We start from the raw sequence: 16,185 nt of genomic DNA, 5'->3' as shown, positions 1-16,185 counted from the left end.
GACAAGGAGAATCCTGCTTCGCTTCATCCCGTTTTTAGTACAGACACATAGGAGAGGGGCGGATACTGTGCCGATCAAGAGCTACAAAAAATACATCTCGTTATTTACGTTTGTCGCGCCCGCGTTTATTTTATATGCCGTCTTCCTGCTGATTCCGACAATCGGCGGAATGTTCTACAGCTTCACCGATTGGAACGGCTTGAATCGAAGCTATGATTTTATCGGTTTTGGCAACTTTGTCGAAGCGCTTAGAGACGATCCGGATTTTGTCGGTTCGTTATTGTTCACCTTAAAGTATGTGCTGTTCATGGTTGTGCTGCAAAATGTTTTCGCGTTGCTGCTAGCCGTATTCATTGAATCGCGCCGCAAAAGCAAAGGCTTCTTCCGTACGATCTTCTTTATGCCGAACATGATAAGCACGATCATCAGCGCGTTCATGTGGACGTTCGTATTCGCGCAGGTGCTGCCTCAGCTCGCTGAGAAGACAGCGTTTACGTTTCTGGACCAAGCTTGGATCGGCGATCCAAAGATAAGCTTCTTCTCGATTCTAACCGTCTCGCTATGGAACGGTGTAGGCTACATGATGATTATTTATTTGGCTGGGCTGCAAGGCGTGCCTCAAAGCTTGAAGGAAGCAGCTGTCATCGACGGTGCTACCGCTTTCCAAACGTTCCGCAACGTGACGCTGCCGATGATTTCACATGCGATTACGATCTGTTTTTTCCTCACGCTAAACGGTGCGTTTAAAGTGTTCGAGGTCGTATATGGCTTGACTGGCGGAGGCCCGGGACGGAGCACGCAGGTTATCACGATGAACATTTACGAGGAAGCCTTCTCCAACAACTTCCGATATGGATATGCCAGCGCAAAATCGGTCATTCTATTCATCATTATTTTAATATTCACATTTATTCAAATTCGAGTCATGAAGAAAAGAGAGGTGGAAGCATGAGCCAGAAAAAATCAACCTCCCTCCTTATTACTATTATTCTGTCGATTGGGGCAGCGATCTCGTTCTTCCCCATCTACTTGGCCGTCATCAACTCGTTCAAGACGCAAGGCGAGATGTTCGAATCTTTTGTCTCTTTGCCATCGAAAATTCAATTCGATAACTACGTAAATGCTTTTCAACAAATCAATTTGCTGGGCAGCACGGTTAACTCGATCATAATTTCGGTGCTAGGCATCGGCGGAATCGTCTTTTGTGCTTCGCTTGCTGGTTATAAGCTGTCCCGTACGAGCGGTAAGATCAGCAATCTGATCTTCTTCCTGTTTATCGCATCGATGCTCGTGCCGTTTCATTCGATTATGATTCCGTTGACTAGAATGGCCAAAGCGTTGTCCGTTCAAGGCAGTACGTATGGTCTTGCAATCATATATATTGGACTCGGCGTCAATATGGCGATCTTTCTGTACCACGGCTTCGTGAAGTCCATTCCGAAGGAGCTGGAGGAGGCGGCGCAAATTGACGGCTGCAATGAATACCAAACGTTCTTTAAAATTATTTTCCCGCTGCTGGTGCCGATTACGGTAACGATAGCGATTCTGGATTTCCTTTGGATCTGGAACGATTTCCTGCTCCCGCTGCTCATGCTGACGGACGTAGGCAATTATACGCTTATCTTGTCTACGAATACGCTGTTTGGAGAGTATAACAAGGAATGGTCGCTTATTTTGGCGGCGCTCGTGCTGACCGCGATTCCGGTCATTATTATTTACTCGTTCTTCCAAAAGTTTATTATGCATGGCATTGCCGAGGGGGCTGTCAAAGGATGAATAAGCTGTTATATGGCGTCGCCTATTATGACGAATATATGCCTTATGAACGATTGGATGCAGATATTCGGATGATGAAGGAAGCGGGCATTAACGTCGTTCGAATCGCGGAATCGACCTGGAGCACGCATGAACCGCAAAACGGCGTGTTCGACTTTTCTTCCGTGGACAAAGTGCTGGATGCGATGCACGAGGCGGGTATCGCGGTTATTGTTGGAACGCCAACCTACGCCGTGCCTGCATGGATGGTCAAGGAGCACCCGGATGTGCTTGCCGTAACCCCACAGGGGCCAGGCAAATACGGCGCTCGGCAAATTATGGACATTACGAATCCTTCCTATCTCTTCTATTCAGAGCGAATCATAAGAAAGCTCATTAGCCGCGTAAGCAAACATCCGGCCGTCATCGGCTATCAGACGGATAATGAGACGAAGCACTATGATACGGCGGGGCCTAACGTACAGCTTCAGTTCGTCAAATACATGAGGGAGACCTATGAAACATTGGACGCCGTCAATCGGCTGTTCGGGCTTGATTATTGGAGCAACCGCATCAATAGCTGGGAGGAGTTCCCTTCCGTTGTCGGTACAATCAATGGCAGCTTAGGCTCGGAGTTCGCGAAGTTCCAGCGGAAGCTAGTGAACGAGTTTCTGGCATGGCAGGTCGCTATCGTGAACGAGTATAAGCAGCCCGGACAATTCGTCACCCAAAACTTTGATTTCGAATTCGCATCGCACGGCCATTCGTTCGGCGTCCAGCCGTCCGTTGATCACTTTGCTGCTTCGGAGCCTTTCGATATTGCCGGCGTCGATATTTATCATCCCTCGCAGGATGATTTAACCGGCATCGAAATCTCGTTTGGCGGCGACATGACACGTTCGCTCAAACATGGCAATTACTTGGTGCTCGAAACGCAGGCGCAGGCTTTCCCGCATTGGACGCCTTACCCGGGGCAATTGCGGCTGCAGGCGTTCAGCCATCTCGCTTCCGGCGCGAATATGGTTGCGTATTGGCACTGGCATTCGATCCACAATTCATACGAAACGTATTGGAAAGGGCTGCTGAGCCATGATTTTCAGCCAAACCCTGTCTATAACGAAGCCAAGACGATCGGTGCGGATTTTGCTAGGCTAAGCACGGAGCTTGCCAGCTTGCGCAAAAACAATCGAGTCGCCGTAATGGTCAGCAATGAGGCCTTATCCGCAATGGAATGGTTTAAGCTGCCTGGCGGTAAAACGTATAATGATGTCGTTCGCGCCCTCTATGACGAATTGTACAAGCTTAACGTCGAGGTCGATTTTATTCAGCCTTCCTGTTCTCATTTGGAAAAATACAAGCTGGTTGTCGTTCCGGCGCTTTACGCTGCCCCTTCAGAGAGTTTGGAGCGGTTAAATGAATTTGTTCATAGCGGCGGTCATGTTGTCTATACGTTCAAAACCGGCTTCGCCGACGAGGTCGTAAAGGTTCGTACTTCACAGCAGCCCGGTATCATACAAGCAGCCTGCGGCATATCCTATAGCATGTTCGTAACGCCAAATCACGTTGGCTTGAAAGGCCCGTTGATCGAGGAGAGCACGGAGGCAAGCGAGGTTGAAACGTGGATGGAGCTTATTACGCCTACAACAGCTGAAGTGCTTGCTTATTACGATCATTCGCAGTGGGGACAATATGCGGCAATTACGAGAAATCATTACGGCAGCGGAACGGCAACCTATATCGGCTGCTTGCCAAGCGCCGCAGTTGTGAGGCGCGTGCTTAGCGGTGCTTTGCAGGACGCAGGCCTTTGGGGAGCGGAGCAGGAGCTTGTTTTTCCAATCATCGTGAAAACAGGTTTGAATGCCAGCGGCAGGCAAATCCGTTATTACTTCAACTACTCGAACGAGGCTGCTGCATTTGACTATAAGCACCATTCCGGCACGGAGCTGCTGACAGGAAGCATTGTTAGAAACGGACAAAAGCTAGAGCTGGCGCCTTGGGGATTTCTCATTATAGCGACTTGAATAGTAAGAACCTTCCGATCACAAATGCTGTGGTTATGAAGGTTCTTTTGTACATTGTAAGCGATATAAAATAGGCATCATGCTTGCTAACTTGACGCATCTTAATAACTTATGTATCATTACTTACGTAAAGTAACTAGGTACGGCAAAAGAAGACGTTCTCTGTCTTTTGATCTATAAAGCATGGAAAGCGGTGTTTGACATCAAAGAGGAAATCCAGCAGGAAGCTCCTCCTGCGAAGGAGCAGGCAGGCGCATTTGAGTTTGGCATTTATACGTTAGGTGATATTAGCGCAGACCCTCTGACTGGGCAAACGCTCAGCGCGAGAGATCGCATGAAGGAAATCGTAGCGGCAGCAAAGCTGGCGGATGAAGCGGGCATTGATGTGTTTGGAGTAGGCGAGCATCATCGCTTGGATTTTGCGGTTACCTCTCCGCCCGTTGTACTCGCAGCCATTGCGCAAGCAACGAAGAAAATCCGGTTAACGAGTGCGACGACAGTGCTTGGAACCTCAGATCCGGTAAGGGTATTCGAGGACTTCTCGACCTTGGATTTGTTGTCTGACGGGCGAGCGGAAATCATTGCAGGACGCGGGGCTTACGTGGAATCCTTCCCCTTGTTCGGTTACGAGCTAGCGGATTACAAGGAGCTTTTTTATGAAAAAATCAATCTGCTGCTTAAGCTGAACGATAGCGACAGAATGACTTGGAACGGCCGCTTTCGCACCGCGCTGAAAAATGCTGAAATCGCGCCTCGTCCGCTGCAGCCGGGTCTGCCGGTATGGGTCGGCGTCGGCGGTACGCCGCAGAGCGCGGAGCTGGCGGGCAAACTAGGAGTTGGCATGGCTCTTGCCATCCTCGGCGGTGATCCTGCCCATTTCAAACCATTAGTGGATGTATACCGGGAAGCGGGCATACGAGCTGGCCATCACAAGGAAGATCTAAAGGTCGCGATCACAAGCCACGGTTATATTGCCGAGTCGACGCAGCAGGCGAAGGATGAGTATTATCCCTATTACGCAAGCTATGTAGCCCAGTTCATGGGTGGCAATGCAAGAGGCGAGAAGCTTGCGCGCGGGCAGTTCGAGCAGCTGGCGAATCCGGTGAACGCGCTGGCGGTAGGAAGCCCGGATTTGATCATCGAGAAAATTTTGGCACAGCATGAGCTGTTTGGGCATAGCCGGTTTATGGCCCAGTTCGATATCGGCGGAATCCCCTTCTCTAAGGTGGCGGCTTCGATTGAGCTGCTCGCTACCAAGGTTGCACCGGTTGTGCGCAGAGAGCTAAGCAAACCATCATAATTGAATTTTAAAGTGGAGACTCTCCAGCGTGTTGAGGCGCAGGAAGGTCTCTTTTTTTGGTGCTAAAAACCTGCCAATCGTCAAATAGTTAAGCGCGCATAGCCGATTAAGCTCATGAAATGGTACAATTAAAGAAAATAGATAGATAAGGGAGAGGCGCATGGAGGCTTCTAGGTTAGATGAATTAAGAGTAAATATCGATCAATTGGACGAGGAAATCATTGCCTTGCTGGCAAAACGGTTTCAATTAACAGAAGAAGTGGGTATTTATAAAGCAGCAAATAAGCTTACAGCGCAAGACCCAAGCCGTGAATCCAAGCAATTTGCCAAAATAACGAAGCTGGCAAGCCGCAACGAGCTTAATCCGGAGCACGCAACGGCTATATACAGATGTTTGATGGATGTCGTCATATTGCGCCACAAGGAAATTGGGCGAACCTACGGGCAAAACAATCGGATTGGACAGATATAAGCAGGCATATCGGCCTTATTGGTACGATGGAAGGGATGGCAACGATGATCGTATACGAGAAGGAAGACGCATTCATATTAATTGCACAGCATGATCATGCACGCATTTCCGGGGATCTTGTCTCAGCATGGCAAAGCGGACTATTCTTAAGCGACGAGCGCAAAGAAGAGTTAGCATATGCCGCATACGAGCATGACAGCAGCTGGATTGATTTGGACCGCATTCCCATTTGGAATGACGCCGCCCAAATCCCTTTCTCATTCCGCGATTTTCCGGGCAACATCCGATTTTTCTTTTATTCCAAAGGACTGGACCACATTCAAGAAACGAGCGAATATGCTGCCTTGCTCGGCAGTATCCTATACACGACGTTAGCAGAGCGATTCAGAAACGAGGATACGATCGCCTTTGTAGAGAAAGAGTTCGCACGCCAGAGCGCGATTATTGAACGTCTGCAATTGGATGTGAAGCTGCTCCAGCAGCACGCGAAGTCGCTGCTGTTATGCGACGAGCTGTCGCTGTTTGTTTGCATGGAGAAGCCCGGCACGCCGCGGCGGAACTATGAATGGTTTTCGAATGGTTTTCCTTATTGGTTTGACCGAACCGGAAACACTTCTTTGATAGCGGAGTGGAAGGATGAATCAACGATTGAGCTGTATCCGTTTCCATTCAGCAGGCCCGTCGAGACGTCCCTGTCCTTCAAAGAAGTAAGCAAAACGGATATTGCGAAATATGGCGTAGCCGAGGCTTATACGCGCGCGAAATTGCAGGAAAATAGGCTGGTATTTCAACAGAAGCATCAGTAGGCGCTAATAGGAATGGAAGCAGAAGGACACCGCCGAGCATTTTGAAGCGCACCCCTAATAGTAGACATTGGACTAACCCAAATGGGAAACCGATGATACGTTAGGGGTGTTTTTTGAATGCAAAATAAAGGCAGAGTCCGTAAATGGGTGTCTAGGCTTCATTAAGATAATGTGCGGGCGGTCACGTACTTTGTTAAAAGATTACATTTGTCAACGCTCCTTTCTCCGATTTTGCTCGCCGCCTACTGCTTCTGGCCGGGCAGGTGGAAGATCATCTCCATTTAATCATTGAATCGGCAGACCGGAATTTGGTCTGCCGATTTGTCTAACAAATGGAGCTTGAGCATTTAGGCAGGTTGTCCTTTTTTATTCACGCATTCATTACGTGACCGGTCCCATAGATCCGATGGACAGCTCCAATTTGACGTTAATGACCGCATCCTGAACGGCCTCGCCCCAGCGATCCTCTACTTTTTTATATGCTTCATACTCAAAGGCTCTCGCATGTACGCCGAGCCCGATCGGATCGATTTGATGCTTCTGCACCTTCTTTATTACTTTTTCTATCTCTGCATTCATTTGCTTGCCGATTAGCTGTTCAAGCTTGTTATCCTCATTTGAGACATCAAACGTAAACAATCGCTCGAAGAGTGTAATCGTCATGTTGATACGAAAATCAAATTGAAATCGGTCGTTGTGATAGGAAGTTTTGATTTTTGTTTTAATTTTGCTTGCGCTAAAGCTTATGATATCGGTTGCGAATGGGCCGGTTTTGGGCTCGCTAGGTATGCGATAGGATAAGCTGACGCCGGGTGCTGCCTTCTTTTGCAATAGGCTAAGCAGCACCGTTTCTTGTGCATTGAGCGAAGCGACATATTTGCCCTTCTGGTTGAGTAAAGCCGATCCTTCGAGTCCGATATCTTTTTTGGTCATTTTAACTTCCGCCATGTAAGGCGTGACGCCTTTCTCGTAAAACTGCCGGTGCAGCTCCTGGACAGTCGTCGCATACGTCTCTGATTTTTTGCTTTTGGTATCGACCATCCCGCGTATTAAAATGGGCATTTGCGGCTGTTCCACATTGTTTAAGTAGAAGAGCTCCGATACTTTGCCATCGACGATAACGACGCGGTCCATAACCGTATTTCTTGCATCGCGGAATAAAACATCAAGCATTTCAAACCACCCCTCATGCTGCACCAACCGTTTTCCGATCAAAATAACTTTGAGATTCCGTCCTTGCCAATTGCCTGCCGTAAAGGCATCCTGCCTCGTCTTCGCTTGCCGAAGAGTATTCGTCGTCCCGCTGCTCTGCTGGCTCTGCCGGTCTTTCTTTCGGCTATAAACGGGCATTGTAGAAAAGTATTGCAGCTTATCATTTTTATCTAAATCGATGCCAAACGCCAGCGGAGTTGCCGCGTTTTCCAAATTTAATTGGTCGCTGCACCCGGATAACGTAAGGACGGTAAGGAGAAGAAGGCTGGTGATGAGTTGTTTATTCATAAGCTATTCTCCGTCCTGAAACGTTTTCTAAGCATGAGATAACCAAGCAAAATGAAGGGAAACACATATTCCATCCCGATCCCGTACCACCCCATCCAAATGCCAAAACGATCGCTTTGATTAAAGGTTGGGATGTAGAAGTAGGAGCTTACGACAAGCAAGAAGCATAATATTTGCAGCGGCCGAATGACATTTTCGGAGCCAAACGTCCAGCTGATGCAGTATGCGGCAATATAAGTGGAAGGAATCCACGCGAGTGAATAGATGATGATGTAGTAGGAAATAAACGGAACTTCGATTCTCTCCATAAACTGAAATTCAATCGTTTTCAAAATGCTGACGATAGGCTCGTTGAACATTTTTATTTCGTCGGGACTGAAATAAATAAAGCAAGCGAGCGTGATCAGCAAATAAGCGAGCATCGTCAATCCGTTTGAGAGCACCATGTTGCGGAACGCTTTTTTCTTATTGCTTAAATATGGATATAAAATAAAGATGGTCACCATGCCAAGGCTGGGGTAAAGCAAAGCGGGCAAAGCGGACAGAATGGGCACTATGCCTTCCTTGAACATAGGGAGCAAGTAGAGCCAGTGCGCTTGCTTTAGCGTGAACAAATAGATGAACGGAATCCAGCAAGATAGAAAAAAAACGACCTCTGCGTACCTGCCAAGCACTTGGGGGCCGTGTTTGCTGATCATGTAAGTAGGCACCAGAAATAAAAACATGAACATATAGGACGGTGTAGTCGGCATTAACCATGCTTTTGTAATGAGAATGCCCCGGTCAAGACTGTCGTACATAAACGTTAGATAATAGAGGCTGAAGAGAAGGGCATAACCTTTTCCAACCCATACGCCAAAGTTCTGTGCGAGCAAATCAAGTATCGTGCCATTTGGATGATACTCCATAATTTTCACCACAACATAACAGACGACAACGTTTATCGCAAAAGCAAGCGGAATCGCCATCCAGCCATCGGTCCCGGCGGCATCGGCGAGATCTTTTGGCAGAGAAAGGATGGATACGCTTAGTTGAAGGCCTGACAATATAAAAATGAGCTGCATGGATGAGATTGGATGTCGCCGGGCGCCATTCATTCGTTTTTCTCCTTTCTCACAGCTCCTCTCCTTTTCCGCTGCAAGGGAATGCTGTTTGTCGGGCGATTTTTAATTAGCCAAATAGGAACACGAACGAGAGCATCCTTCCAGTCGGCTAATCGCATAGGTGTAATCGGGCTGCCGTAAGGCATGCCTAGTGATTTTAAGGTCAGCAGATGAGCGATCATGATCATTAAACCAACCACGAGCCCAACAAACCCAAATGCTGTCGCAAGACCCATCAAAATAAAACGGATAAGCCTTACCGCAGCCACCATATCGTAGTTGGGCAAAATAAACGAGGATATGGCCGTGAAGGCGACGACGATCACCATAATATTGCTTATTAAACCGGCCTGCACGACAGCTTGGCCAATGACGATACCGCCAACGATGCCGACCGTTTGGCCGATCGGCGCCGGCAGCCGGATGCCTGCCTCGCGAAGCATCTCCAAGGTGATTTCCATAAGAATCGCCTCTACGAAAGGCGGAAACGGAACCTGCCCGCGAGATTCTCCGAGCGTCATGAGCAGCTTCATCGGAATAATCTCAAAATGATAGGAGACGACAGCGATATAGAAGGCAGGGAGAAAGGCGGCGGTAAAAAAGGCAAACAGCCTGAGCAGTCTAAGAAACGTAGCAATCGGCCAGCGAATGCTATAATCGTCTATATTTTGAAAGAAGGTGAGAAACGTAACTGGCGCAATTAGCACATTTGGCGATCGGTCAACGACAACGACGCATCTTCCCTGCATTAACTGTGACGCAGCTGTATCGGGACGCTCCGTTGAGACAAATTGAGGAAATAAAGAGAAGGGATCATCCTCAATCAACTCAGAGAGCTCTCCCGCGTTTAAAATAACATCGACATCCACTTTGCTTATTCGCTGCTCTAATGCATCGATGAGGTCTGGATTTGTCACATCAGCCAAATACAAGATCGATACAGCCGTTTGCCCGCGCCGGCCAACGGTCATCCTTCTCATCTTCAGCTCACGATCGGTAATATAGCGACGAATCATTGCAATGTTTTGCCCGCCCGTTTCGACGAAACCTTGATGCGCGCCTTTTAAAGAAGATTCAAGCTGAGAATCTTGAATGGCTCTTTGCGGCAAGCCCCTTGTATCAAGAATGTAAGCTTCATCTCTGCCGTTTACGAACAAGATGCTGCTTCCTTGAAGAAAGCAAAATTCAAGACGGGAAAATGATTTCTCTGCTATAATTTGTCCCACATTTATAATCAGATCATCGCCTGGCTGTCCGCTGCCGGATTCTTGCTGAAGCGGACGCAATACATCATGGTTAATGGCAGAGCGCTCGGTCAAGCTTTCTAAATAGATGATTAGCGCTTGCTCGTTCGTTTGTTTGATCGTTAGCTTGCGAATGACTAGATCAGGAGTATCTGAAAACTTGCTATTGATAAGGGAAATGATTTCAAACAGGTCTGAGCTTATGTGATCCGTTTCATCATGAATCATATTTTCAGACTTATCATTCATCGCGTACGCCTCCTTATCGCTGCCATTAATGATTCGCTGCTTATTTTGTCACGTATTTCCAAAGCTATGCATCAAACAGCAAATCCCCCATGCCTAAAGGCAAGGGGGGATCGTTTTAGCATGCTATGCAGTTATGGCAAAATCAGTTAGGTGCCAGCCTTGAAAAGCGTTGCAATAGAGCCGCCTTCTGTAATGATTTTGATTGCTGTAGCCAGAAGCGGAGACATAGGCAGGACGATAAACTTATCGGAGCGCTCCTCGCCAATCGCGATCGTATCGGTGATGACGACCTCGCGAATGTTCGGATGATCCAGCTTCTCAAGCGCATTGGCTGAGAAAAGCCCGTGCGTTGCACATATGTATGAATCATGCGCGCCTTTTTTCTTAAGCGCCTCTACGACATTTACGATCGTGCTGCCCGTATCGATTAAGTCTTCAATAATGATCGGCGTCATATCCTCTACGTCACCGATAATATGCGTTATCTCGGATTGGTTATGCGCTGGACGATTTTTGATCATAATGGCAAACGGGCAATCGAGCAGGCCAGCCAGCTTCTCGGCGGTTGTTGCGCGGCCCGCATCCGGTGATACGACAACTGGGTTTTTAATTTGTTTGCCTCTTAAATATTCAATGATCAAATCAAGCGCCGTTAAATGATCGACCGGAATATCGAAAAAGCCTTGGATCGGATCGGCATGCAAATCGACCGTAATAATTCGATTGGCGCCTACGGTAGTTAGAACATCCGCTACCAGCTTCGCAGAAATCGGCTCGCGCGGAGCAGACTTTCTTTCTTGCCTAGCGTAGCCGTAATAAGGCATAACGATATTGATGGTTTTGGCTGATGCGCGCTTAGCTGCATCAATCATGACGAGCGTTTCAATTAAATGCTCATTAACGGGATGGGATAGCGACTGTACGATAAAAACATCGCAAGTACGAATCGGCTCTTGGTACGATACATGTATTTCTCCGCTTTGATGCCTGGAAATGGCTACTTTACCAAGCGGCATATCAAGTTCCTTACATAGCTGCTCGGCAAGCCTCTGGTTAGAGGTGCCGGAAAAAATTTTTACTTTTTGCATAAAATCTCTCCTTAAAATCTACGTGAATCGACATTGTTTGCTCAATCATAACAAACATAGCTTGGAAGGACAAATAATTGCTGGGCGTAAGAGGTATTGGAACAAATAATAAAAGGTGATAAAGTGAATCCATGCAAAGGAAAGCGAAGAAGGAGCTGCCGTACGTGATTGATCAAAGCAAAACACATTCGATGGAAGCGAATCCGTCAACAGGGGCAAGGCGGTTATGGCTTATTATTTTACTTGGCTCATTGTCTGCATTTGGGCCGTTGTCCCTTGATATGTATTTGCCTGCATTGCCGAAGCTAACGGATGATTTTAATACGAGCTCATCACTCGTACAATTGAGCCTGACGGCCTGCATGATTGGACTTTCCGTCGGACAATTGTTTGCGGGAACCTGGAGCGATATAAGGGGACGAAGGCTGCCTCTCCTCCTGTTTGTGGCTGTTTATGGGCTATCATCCATTTTATGCGCGCTTGCGCCATCGATTGGCGTGCTTGTCGCGCTTAGGTTTATACAGGGATTTGCCGGCGCAGGGGGCATCGTTATTTCCCGGGCTATTGTGCGGGACATGTACGCGGGTCCTGAGCTTACTAAGTCTTTTGCGATGCTTATGCTGGTCAATGGCGCAGCGCCTATTTTTGCGCCGATTGCAGGCGGACAGCTGCTTAAAGTAACGTCTTGGGAAGGCGTATTTATCGTTCTTGGCGCATGGGGTGTCGTTATTTTCGCAGCCGTATTTTTTGGCATGCCGGAAACGCTGCCGCCTTCGAAACGGATGGCCGGAGGCTTCCGCCAGACGTTATCCACCTTCGGAATGCTGCTGCGCGATCGTTCGTTTATGGGGTTTGCGCTGGCGCAGGGCCTCGTCATGGCGGCGATGTTCGCTTACATAGCAGGATCTCCGTTTGTGCTTCAAAATATTTACGGCGTTACGCCCGAAGGCTTCAGCTTATTGTTTGCCCTTAATGGTTTAGGCATTATTTTATTCGGGCAGCTGACAGGACGATTGGCGGCAAAGGTGGGAGAGCATAGGTTATTCGTTGTTGGCCTTGCAATTGCAGCGACGGCAGGCTTGGTGCTGCTGCTGATGATCCTCATCAAAGCGCCGCTTGCCGCGGTTCTTATTCCTTTGTTTTTTGTTGTATCTAGCGTAGGAGTGATCAGTACGACGGGCTTCTCGCTTGCCATGCAGAAGCATGGTCATGCCGCAGGCAGCGCATCCGCTTTGCTTGGACTACTGTCATTTACGTTCGGCGGCATTATGGCGCCGCTTGTGGGCCTTGGCGGAAGCGCAAACGCGCTGCCAATGGGCATTTGGATCGCGCTAGCAGAGCTTGGCGCTGTAGCCTGCTACATTTTTATGATCAAACGACCGCTTAAGAAACGATAGGAGCGGGCAGCTGCCATTCTGTAAAGCAGTCAATACTGCTTTATGGAATGGCTCTTTTTTTTGCTGCGGCGAAGGGTGTATAATGTGTGCTTAGAAGGGAGTGGGGAGCATGTCACAAGAGATAAGAGCTTATGAGCTGGTCGCGCTTAAGGAAATAGCGGAGATGCTTAACAGCACGAACGATATGGACCAAATGCTTAATGACGTGCTCGTCAAGCTGCTTCAAGTAACAGGCTTTACCACAGGCTGGATATTTATGATCGATAATCGCAGCGATAGGCTATGCGTAGCCACACATAATTTGCCGCAAGGGCTGAATGCGAATAATCAGGCGGTCATGTGCGGCTCGGAATGCTGGTGCGTGGAGAGCTACAAGCAGAACAAGCTGCATCATGCCGTCAATATAATAGAATGCTCCAGAATTACATATGCCAATACCCATGATTTTGGAGATACAGAGGGTGTGTCGCATCATGCGACAGTGCCGCTCAAAGCCGGCATAGACCAGTTCGGCCTATTAAACGTCGCATCCGCGGGCAAGGTTCGCCTGACAGAGGAGGAGCTGGCGCTGCTGCAAGCGGTAGCTTATCAGATCGGAACGGCGGTCAAGCGCATCCGTCTTTACCAGGTGCAGGAGCAGCATGCGATGCATTATGCGAAGCTCGGCGACGTCATCCAAAAAATCAATGCGATACAGGATATTAACCAGCTTCCGCTTCAAGCGGTTAGACATATCGGCGATACGTTTCATTGGCAGCATGTGTCGCTCTTCATGTATGAGCAGCAGCAGTTATCGCTTCGCGCCCATTATTCGGACAACCAAGTCAAAAAAGAGTGGCTGACGCTTGCGATTGATCAAGGAGGTCCGGTGAGCACCGCGTTTAGCGAAAATCGATTGGTTAAGCTATCGGATTGCCATGAAGTGCCTCGTTCGTCCCTGTCGACGATCGGCATCCCGCCATTCTCGTCGGCGGTCGCGATTCCACTCCGCATCAGAAGCCGTCCGATAGGCGTGCTGTTCATCAGCAGCCAGCTTGGCAATCAGTTCGACGATTACTTGGAGGACTTTATGTACTCGCTTGGCGATCATTTTACTCTCAGCGTAGAGAATTTACGGGTTTATGAGCAGCGGCGAGAGCTTGCACGGATGGAGGAAAGGAACCGGATGGCTAGAGATTTGCATGACTCGGTTATCCAGAAGGTGTTCTCCTTGTCCTTTCTTGCCAAAGGCGCCGAGACGGTGCTCGCTGGCAAGGAGCCGGTAGTCGAGCGCTCGCTGCAAGATATTAGGCAGCTGTCTCAGGAAGCCTTGAAGGAAATGCGTACGCTCATTTGGCAGCTTCGGCCAGCCGGGCTGGAGCATGGCTTGATCACTGCGCTTAAGCAATACGGGAAAAGCATGGATTTGACCGTATATGAGCAGGTGGAGGGCGTGCGCGAGCTGCCGCGGGCGATCGAGGAAGCATTTTGGCGAATCGGGCAAGAGGCGCTCAATAACGTGAAGAAACACGCGGAGACGAATGCCGTACATATTCGCTTGTTGAAATCGGAGCATACGGCAAGCATGGAAATTATGGACAAAGGCAAAGGCTTCTCGCCGGAGAAGCGAAGCGGCAGGCTGACGATGGGGATGCTCTCCATGCGGGAGCGTGCGGAGACGCTTGGCGGCGACTTATCGATCAAAAGCAGCAAGGGGCAGCCGACAGTCATTAAGGCTACGATTCCGGTTGCGACAGAGATGGAAATGTGGGACGAGGAATGAGGAGCGGCTGTGAAAATAAAAATTTTACTGGTAGATGATCATTTAATCGTATTAAAGGGTATTTCGTTTTTTCTGAGCATGCAGCCTGATTTTGAGCTGGTTGGCGAAGCCCATAACGGACTGGAAGCGGTGGAGAAAGCAGCCGAATTATTGCCCGATATCGTATTGATGGACCTGAACATGCCCGTTATGGACGGGATTGAGGCGAGCAACCTCATCGCGCAGAACAAACCGGAAATTAAAGTGCTTGTGCTGACGAGCTTCTCGGATCGGAGTCATATCGTTCCGGCTCTGCAATCCGGGGCAATCGGCTATATGCTGAAGGATGTGGAGCCTGACCAGCTTGCAGAGGCGATTCGCAGCGCCTATAAAGGCAATGTTCAGCTGCATCCCGACATCTCTGCCGCGCTGCTGGCACAGGCTGCTCCCCAGGCAGAGGAGGCCAAGCAGCTTCCTGGCCGCGAGCTATCCGAAGTTTTAACGCCAAGAGAGATTGAGGTGCTGCAGCTGCTGACAAAAGGAATGAGCAACAGAGATATCGCTCATGCGCTGACGGTTGCCGAGAAGACCGTAAAGACGCATGTTAGCAGCATTTTGAGCAAATTAAATTTGACGGATCGCACGCAAGCTGCCTTGTACGCGGTGCAAATGATGAATGGCAGCGATTAAACAAACAGTTCTACGCCAATAGTCTTAGGACTAGTCCTCCGCCTTTGGCGGTTTTTTTATGCCTATTTTTCGGTCTATTTGCCGATGCTGCCGAGGATAAAACTTAATACAATAAAGGTACTTACAAAAAGTAAACACAAACAAACCTTGGAGGGAATTATACTATGAGTACAGTACTATTTGTTAAAGCAAACGATCGCGACATCGAGCAGGCAACAAGCGTTAAGCTTTACCAAGCGTTTCTAGACAGCTACAAAGCAAGCAATCCAGAAGATACAATCGTTGAGCTTGATTTGTTCAAAGAAGAATTGCCATACATGAACGCGAACATGATCAACGGTAACTTTAAAGCAGCCCGCGGCTACGATCTGACTGCAGAAGAGCAAGCGGCTGTAACCGTGTCCGATAAATATATCAATCAATTCCTTGCAGCTGATAAAGTGGTATTCGCATTCCCGCTTTGGAACTTCACCGTACCGGCTGTATTGCACACTTACATCGACTACCTTTCCCAAGCTGGCAAAACATTCTCTTACACAGCTGAAGGTCCTGTCGGCCTAATTCCTGACAAAAAAGTGGCGTTGCTTAACGCTCGCGGCGGCATCTATTCCGAAGGTCCAGCAGCTTCCGTTGAAATGTCTTACAACTTCATCCGCACAGTAATGGGCTTCTACGGCGTGAAAAACCTAGAGAGCGTTATTGTTGAAGGCCACAACCAGCTTCCAGACCAAGCGGAAGCAATTGTATCAAACGGCATCGAGCAAGCTAAAAAAGTTGCAGCAGGCTTCTAATTAACAGCTACAATCGATGGCAGCCGGA

Annotated in this window: 14 protein-coding genes; 10 read left to right on the top strand and 4 right to left on the bottom strand. The window is 48.5% G+C overall.

The window, feature by feature from the left end:
• Positions 1-67: 67 nt before the first annotated feature.
• The 6 genes from A7975_RS12770 (at position 68) to A7975_RS12745 (ending at position 6,354) form a co-directional block, all read left to right on the top strand.
• Entirely contained in the window at positions 68-952 is an 885-nt protein-coding gene (locus A7975_RS12770) for a carbohydrate ABC transporter permease (protein ID WP_053377086.1), read from the top strand.
• On the top strand, positions 949-1,776 hold the full coding sequence (locus A7975_RS12765; protein WP_053377085.1) for a carbohydrate ABC transporter permease: 828 nt from the start codon (positions 949-951) through the stop codon (positions 1,774-1,776). Before A7975_RS12770 ends, A7975_RS12765 begins: the two co-directional genes overlap by 4 nt.
• Complete coding sequence (locus tag A7975_RS12760) at positions 1,773-3,776, top strand: beta-galactosidase (RefSeq protein ID WP_065385346.1); 2,004 nt, start codon at positions 1,773-1,775, stop codon at positions 3,774-3,776. The genes A7975_RS12765 and A7975_RS12760 overlap by 4 nt, the downstream gene beginning before the upstream one ends.
• A 202-nt stretch (positions 3,777-3,978) precedes the next feature.
• A complete protein-coding gene (locus A7975_RS12755; protein ID WP_255314309.1) occupies positions 3,979-5,076 on the top strand; it encodes an LLM class flavin-dependent oxidoreductase in 1,098 nt (365 codons plus the stop codon).
• Between the two features lie 160 nt (positions 5,077-5,236).
• Positions 5,237-5,548, top strand: coding sequence for a chorismate mutase (locus A7975_RS12750; protein WP_053377083.1), 312 nt, complete (start codon positions 5,237-5,239; stop codon positions 5,546-5,548).
• A gap of 35 nt (positions 5,549-5,583) precedes the next feature.
• Positions 5,584-6,354 (top strand): DUF3891 family protein, encoded by a 771-nt coding sequence (locus A7975_RS12745; protein ID WP_176707724.1) that lies wholly within the window; start codon positions 5,584-5,586, stop codon positions 6,352-6,354.
• 381 nt (positions 6,355-6,735) lie between these two features.
• On the opposite strand, the gene A7975_RS12740 is transcribed toward A7975_RS12745, so the two are convergent.
• The 4 genes from A7975_RS12740 to A7975_RS12725 all read right to left on the bottom strand — a co-directional run bounded on the left by A7975_RS12740 (position 6,736) and on the right by A7975_RS12725 (position 11,538).
• Positions 6,736-7,854 (bottom strand): Ger(x)C family spore germination protein, encoded by a 1,119-nt coding sequence (locus A7975_RS12740; protein ID WP_065385345.1) that lies wholly within the window; start codon positions 7,852-7,854, stop codon positions 6,736-6,738.
• Positions 7,851-8,951, bottom strand: coding sequence for a GerAB/ArcD/ProY family transporter (locus A7975_RS12735; RefSeq protein WP_065385344.1), 1,101 nt, complete (start codon positions 8,949-8,951; stop codon positions 7,851-7,853). The genes A7975_RS12740 and A7975_RS12735 overlap by 4 nt, the downstream gene beginning before the upstream one ends.
• A complete protein-coding gene (locus A7975_RS12730; RefSeq protein ID WP_065385343.1) occupies positions 8,948-10,450 on the bottom strand; it encodes a spore germination protein in 1,503 nt (500 codons plus the stop codon). Before A7975_RS12730 ends, A7975_RS12735 begins: the two co-directional genes overlap by 4 nt.
• Before the next feature lie 146 nt (positions 10,451-10,596).
• A complete protein-coding gene (locus tag A7975_RS12725) occupies positions 10,597-11,538 on the bottom strand; it encodes a ribose-phosphate diphosphokinase (RefSeq protein WP_053377078.1) in 942 nt (313 codons plus the stop codon).
• Between the two features lie 191 nt (positions 11,539-11,729).
• Here A7975_RS12725 and A7975_RS12720 point away from each other — a divergent pair, with 191 nt between their 5' ends.
• From A7975_RS12720 to A7975_RS12705, 4 genes are all read left to right on the top strand, one after another.
• Positions 11,730-12,935, top strand: coding sequence for a multidrug effflux MFS transporter (locus tag A7975_RS12720; protein ID WP_065385879.1), 1,206 nt, complete (start codon positions 11,730-11,732; stop codon positions 12,933-12,935).
• A gap of 109 nt (positions 12,936-13,044) precedes the next feature.
• A complete protein-coding gene (locus tag A7975_RS12715) occupies positions 13,045-14,697 on the top strand; it encodes a sensor histidine kinase (RefSeq protein ID WP_053377077.1) in 1,653 nt (550 codons plus the stop codon).
• Between the two features lie 9 nt (positions 14,698-14,706).
• Positions 14,707-15,366 (top strand): response regulator, encoded by a 660-nt coding sequence (locus tag A7975_RS12710; RefSeq protein WP_065385342.1) that lies wholly within the window; start codon positions 14,707-14,709, stop codon positions 15,364-15,366.
• Between the two features lie 164 nt (positions 15,367-15,530).
• Positions 15,531-16,157: an FMN-dependent NADH-azoreductase gene (locus tag A7975_RS12705; RefSeq protein ID WP_053377075.1), complete on the top strand. Its 627-nt coding sequence runs from the start codon at positions 15,531-15,533 to the stop codon at positions 16,155-16,157.
• The last annotated feature ends 28 nt before the right edge of the window (positions 16,158-16,185 follow it).

The organism is Bacillus sp. FJAT-26390 (assembly GCF_001682865.1).
In the GTDB taxonomy this organism is placed as follows: Bacteria; Bacillota; Bacilli; order Paenibacillales; family Paenibacillaceae; genus Pristimantibacillus.
Note: the sequence above shows the minus strand (reverse complement) of the source record. Positions and strands in the feature narration are given on the sequence as shown.

Excerpts from the sequence above, each read along its gene's own strand:
- A7975_RS12765 (WP_053377085.1), top strand. The coding sequence starts at position 949 with ATGAGCCAGAAAAAATCAACCTCCCTCCTTATTACTATTATTCTGTCG.
- A7975_RS12760 (WP_065385346.1), top strand. The coding sequence starts at position 1,773 with ATGAATAAGCTGTTATATGGCGTCGCCTATTATGACGAATATATGCCT.
- A7975_RS12750 (WP_053377083.1), top strand. The coding sequence starts at position 5,237 with ATGGAGGCTTCTAGGTTAGATGAATTAAGAGTAAATATCGATCAATTG.
- A7975_RS12745 (WP_176707724.1), top strand. The coding sequence starts at position 5,584 with ATGGCAACGATGATCGTATACGAGAAGGAAGACGCATTCATATTAATT.
- A7975_RS12740 (WP_065385345.1), bottom strand. The coding sequence starts at position 7,854 with ATGAATAAACAACTCATCACCAGCCTTCTTCTCCTTACCGTCCTTACG.
- A7975_RS12735 (WP_065385344.1), bottom strand. The coding sequence starts at position 8,951 with ATGAATGGCGCCCGGCGACATCCAATCTCATCCATGCAGCTCATTTTT.
- A7975_RS12730 (WP_065385343.1), bottom strand. The coding sequence starts at position 10,450 with ATGAATGATAAGTCTGAAAATATGATTCATGATGAAACGGATCACATA.
- A7975_RS12725 (WP_053377078.1), bottom strand. The coding sequence starts at position 11,538 with ATGCAAAAAGTAAAAATTTTTTCCGGCACCTCTAACCAGAGGCTTGCC.
- A7975_RS12720 (WP_065385879.1), top strand. The coding sequence starts at position 11,730 with ATGGAAGCGAATCCGTCAACAGGGGCAAGGCGGTTATGGCTTATTATT.
- A7975_RS12715 (WP_053377077.1), top strand. The coding sequence starts at position 13,045 with ATGTCACAAGAGATAAGAGCTTATGAGCTGGTCGCGCTTAAGGAAATA.
- A7975_RS12705 (WP_053377075.1), top strand. The coding sequence starts at position 15,531 with ATGAGTACAGTACTATTTGTTAAAGCAAACGATCGCGACATCGAGCAG.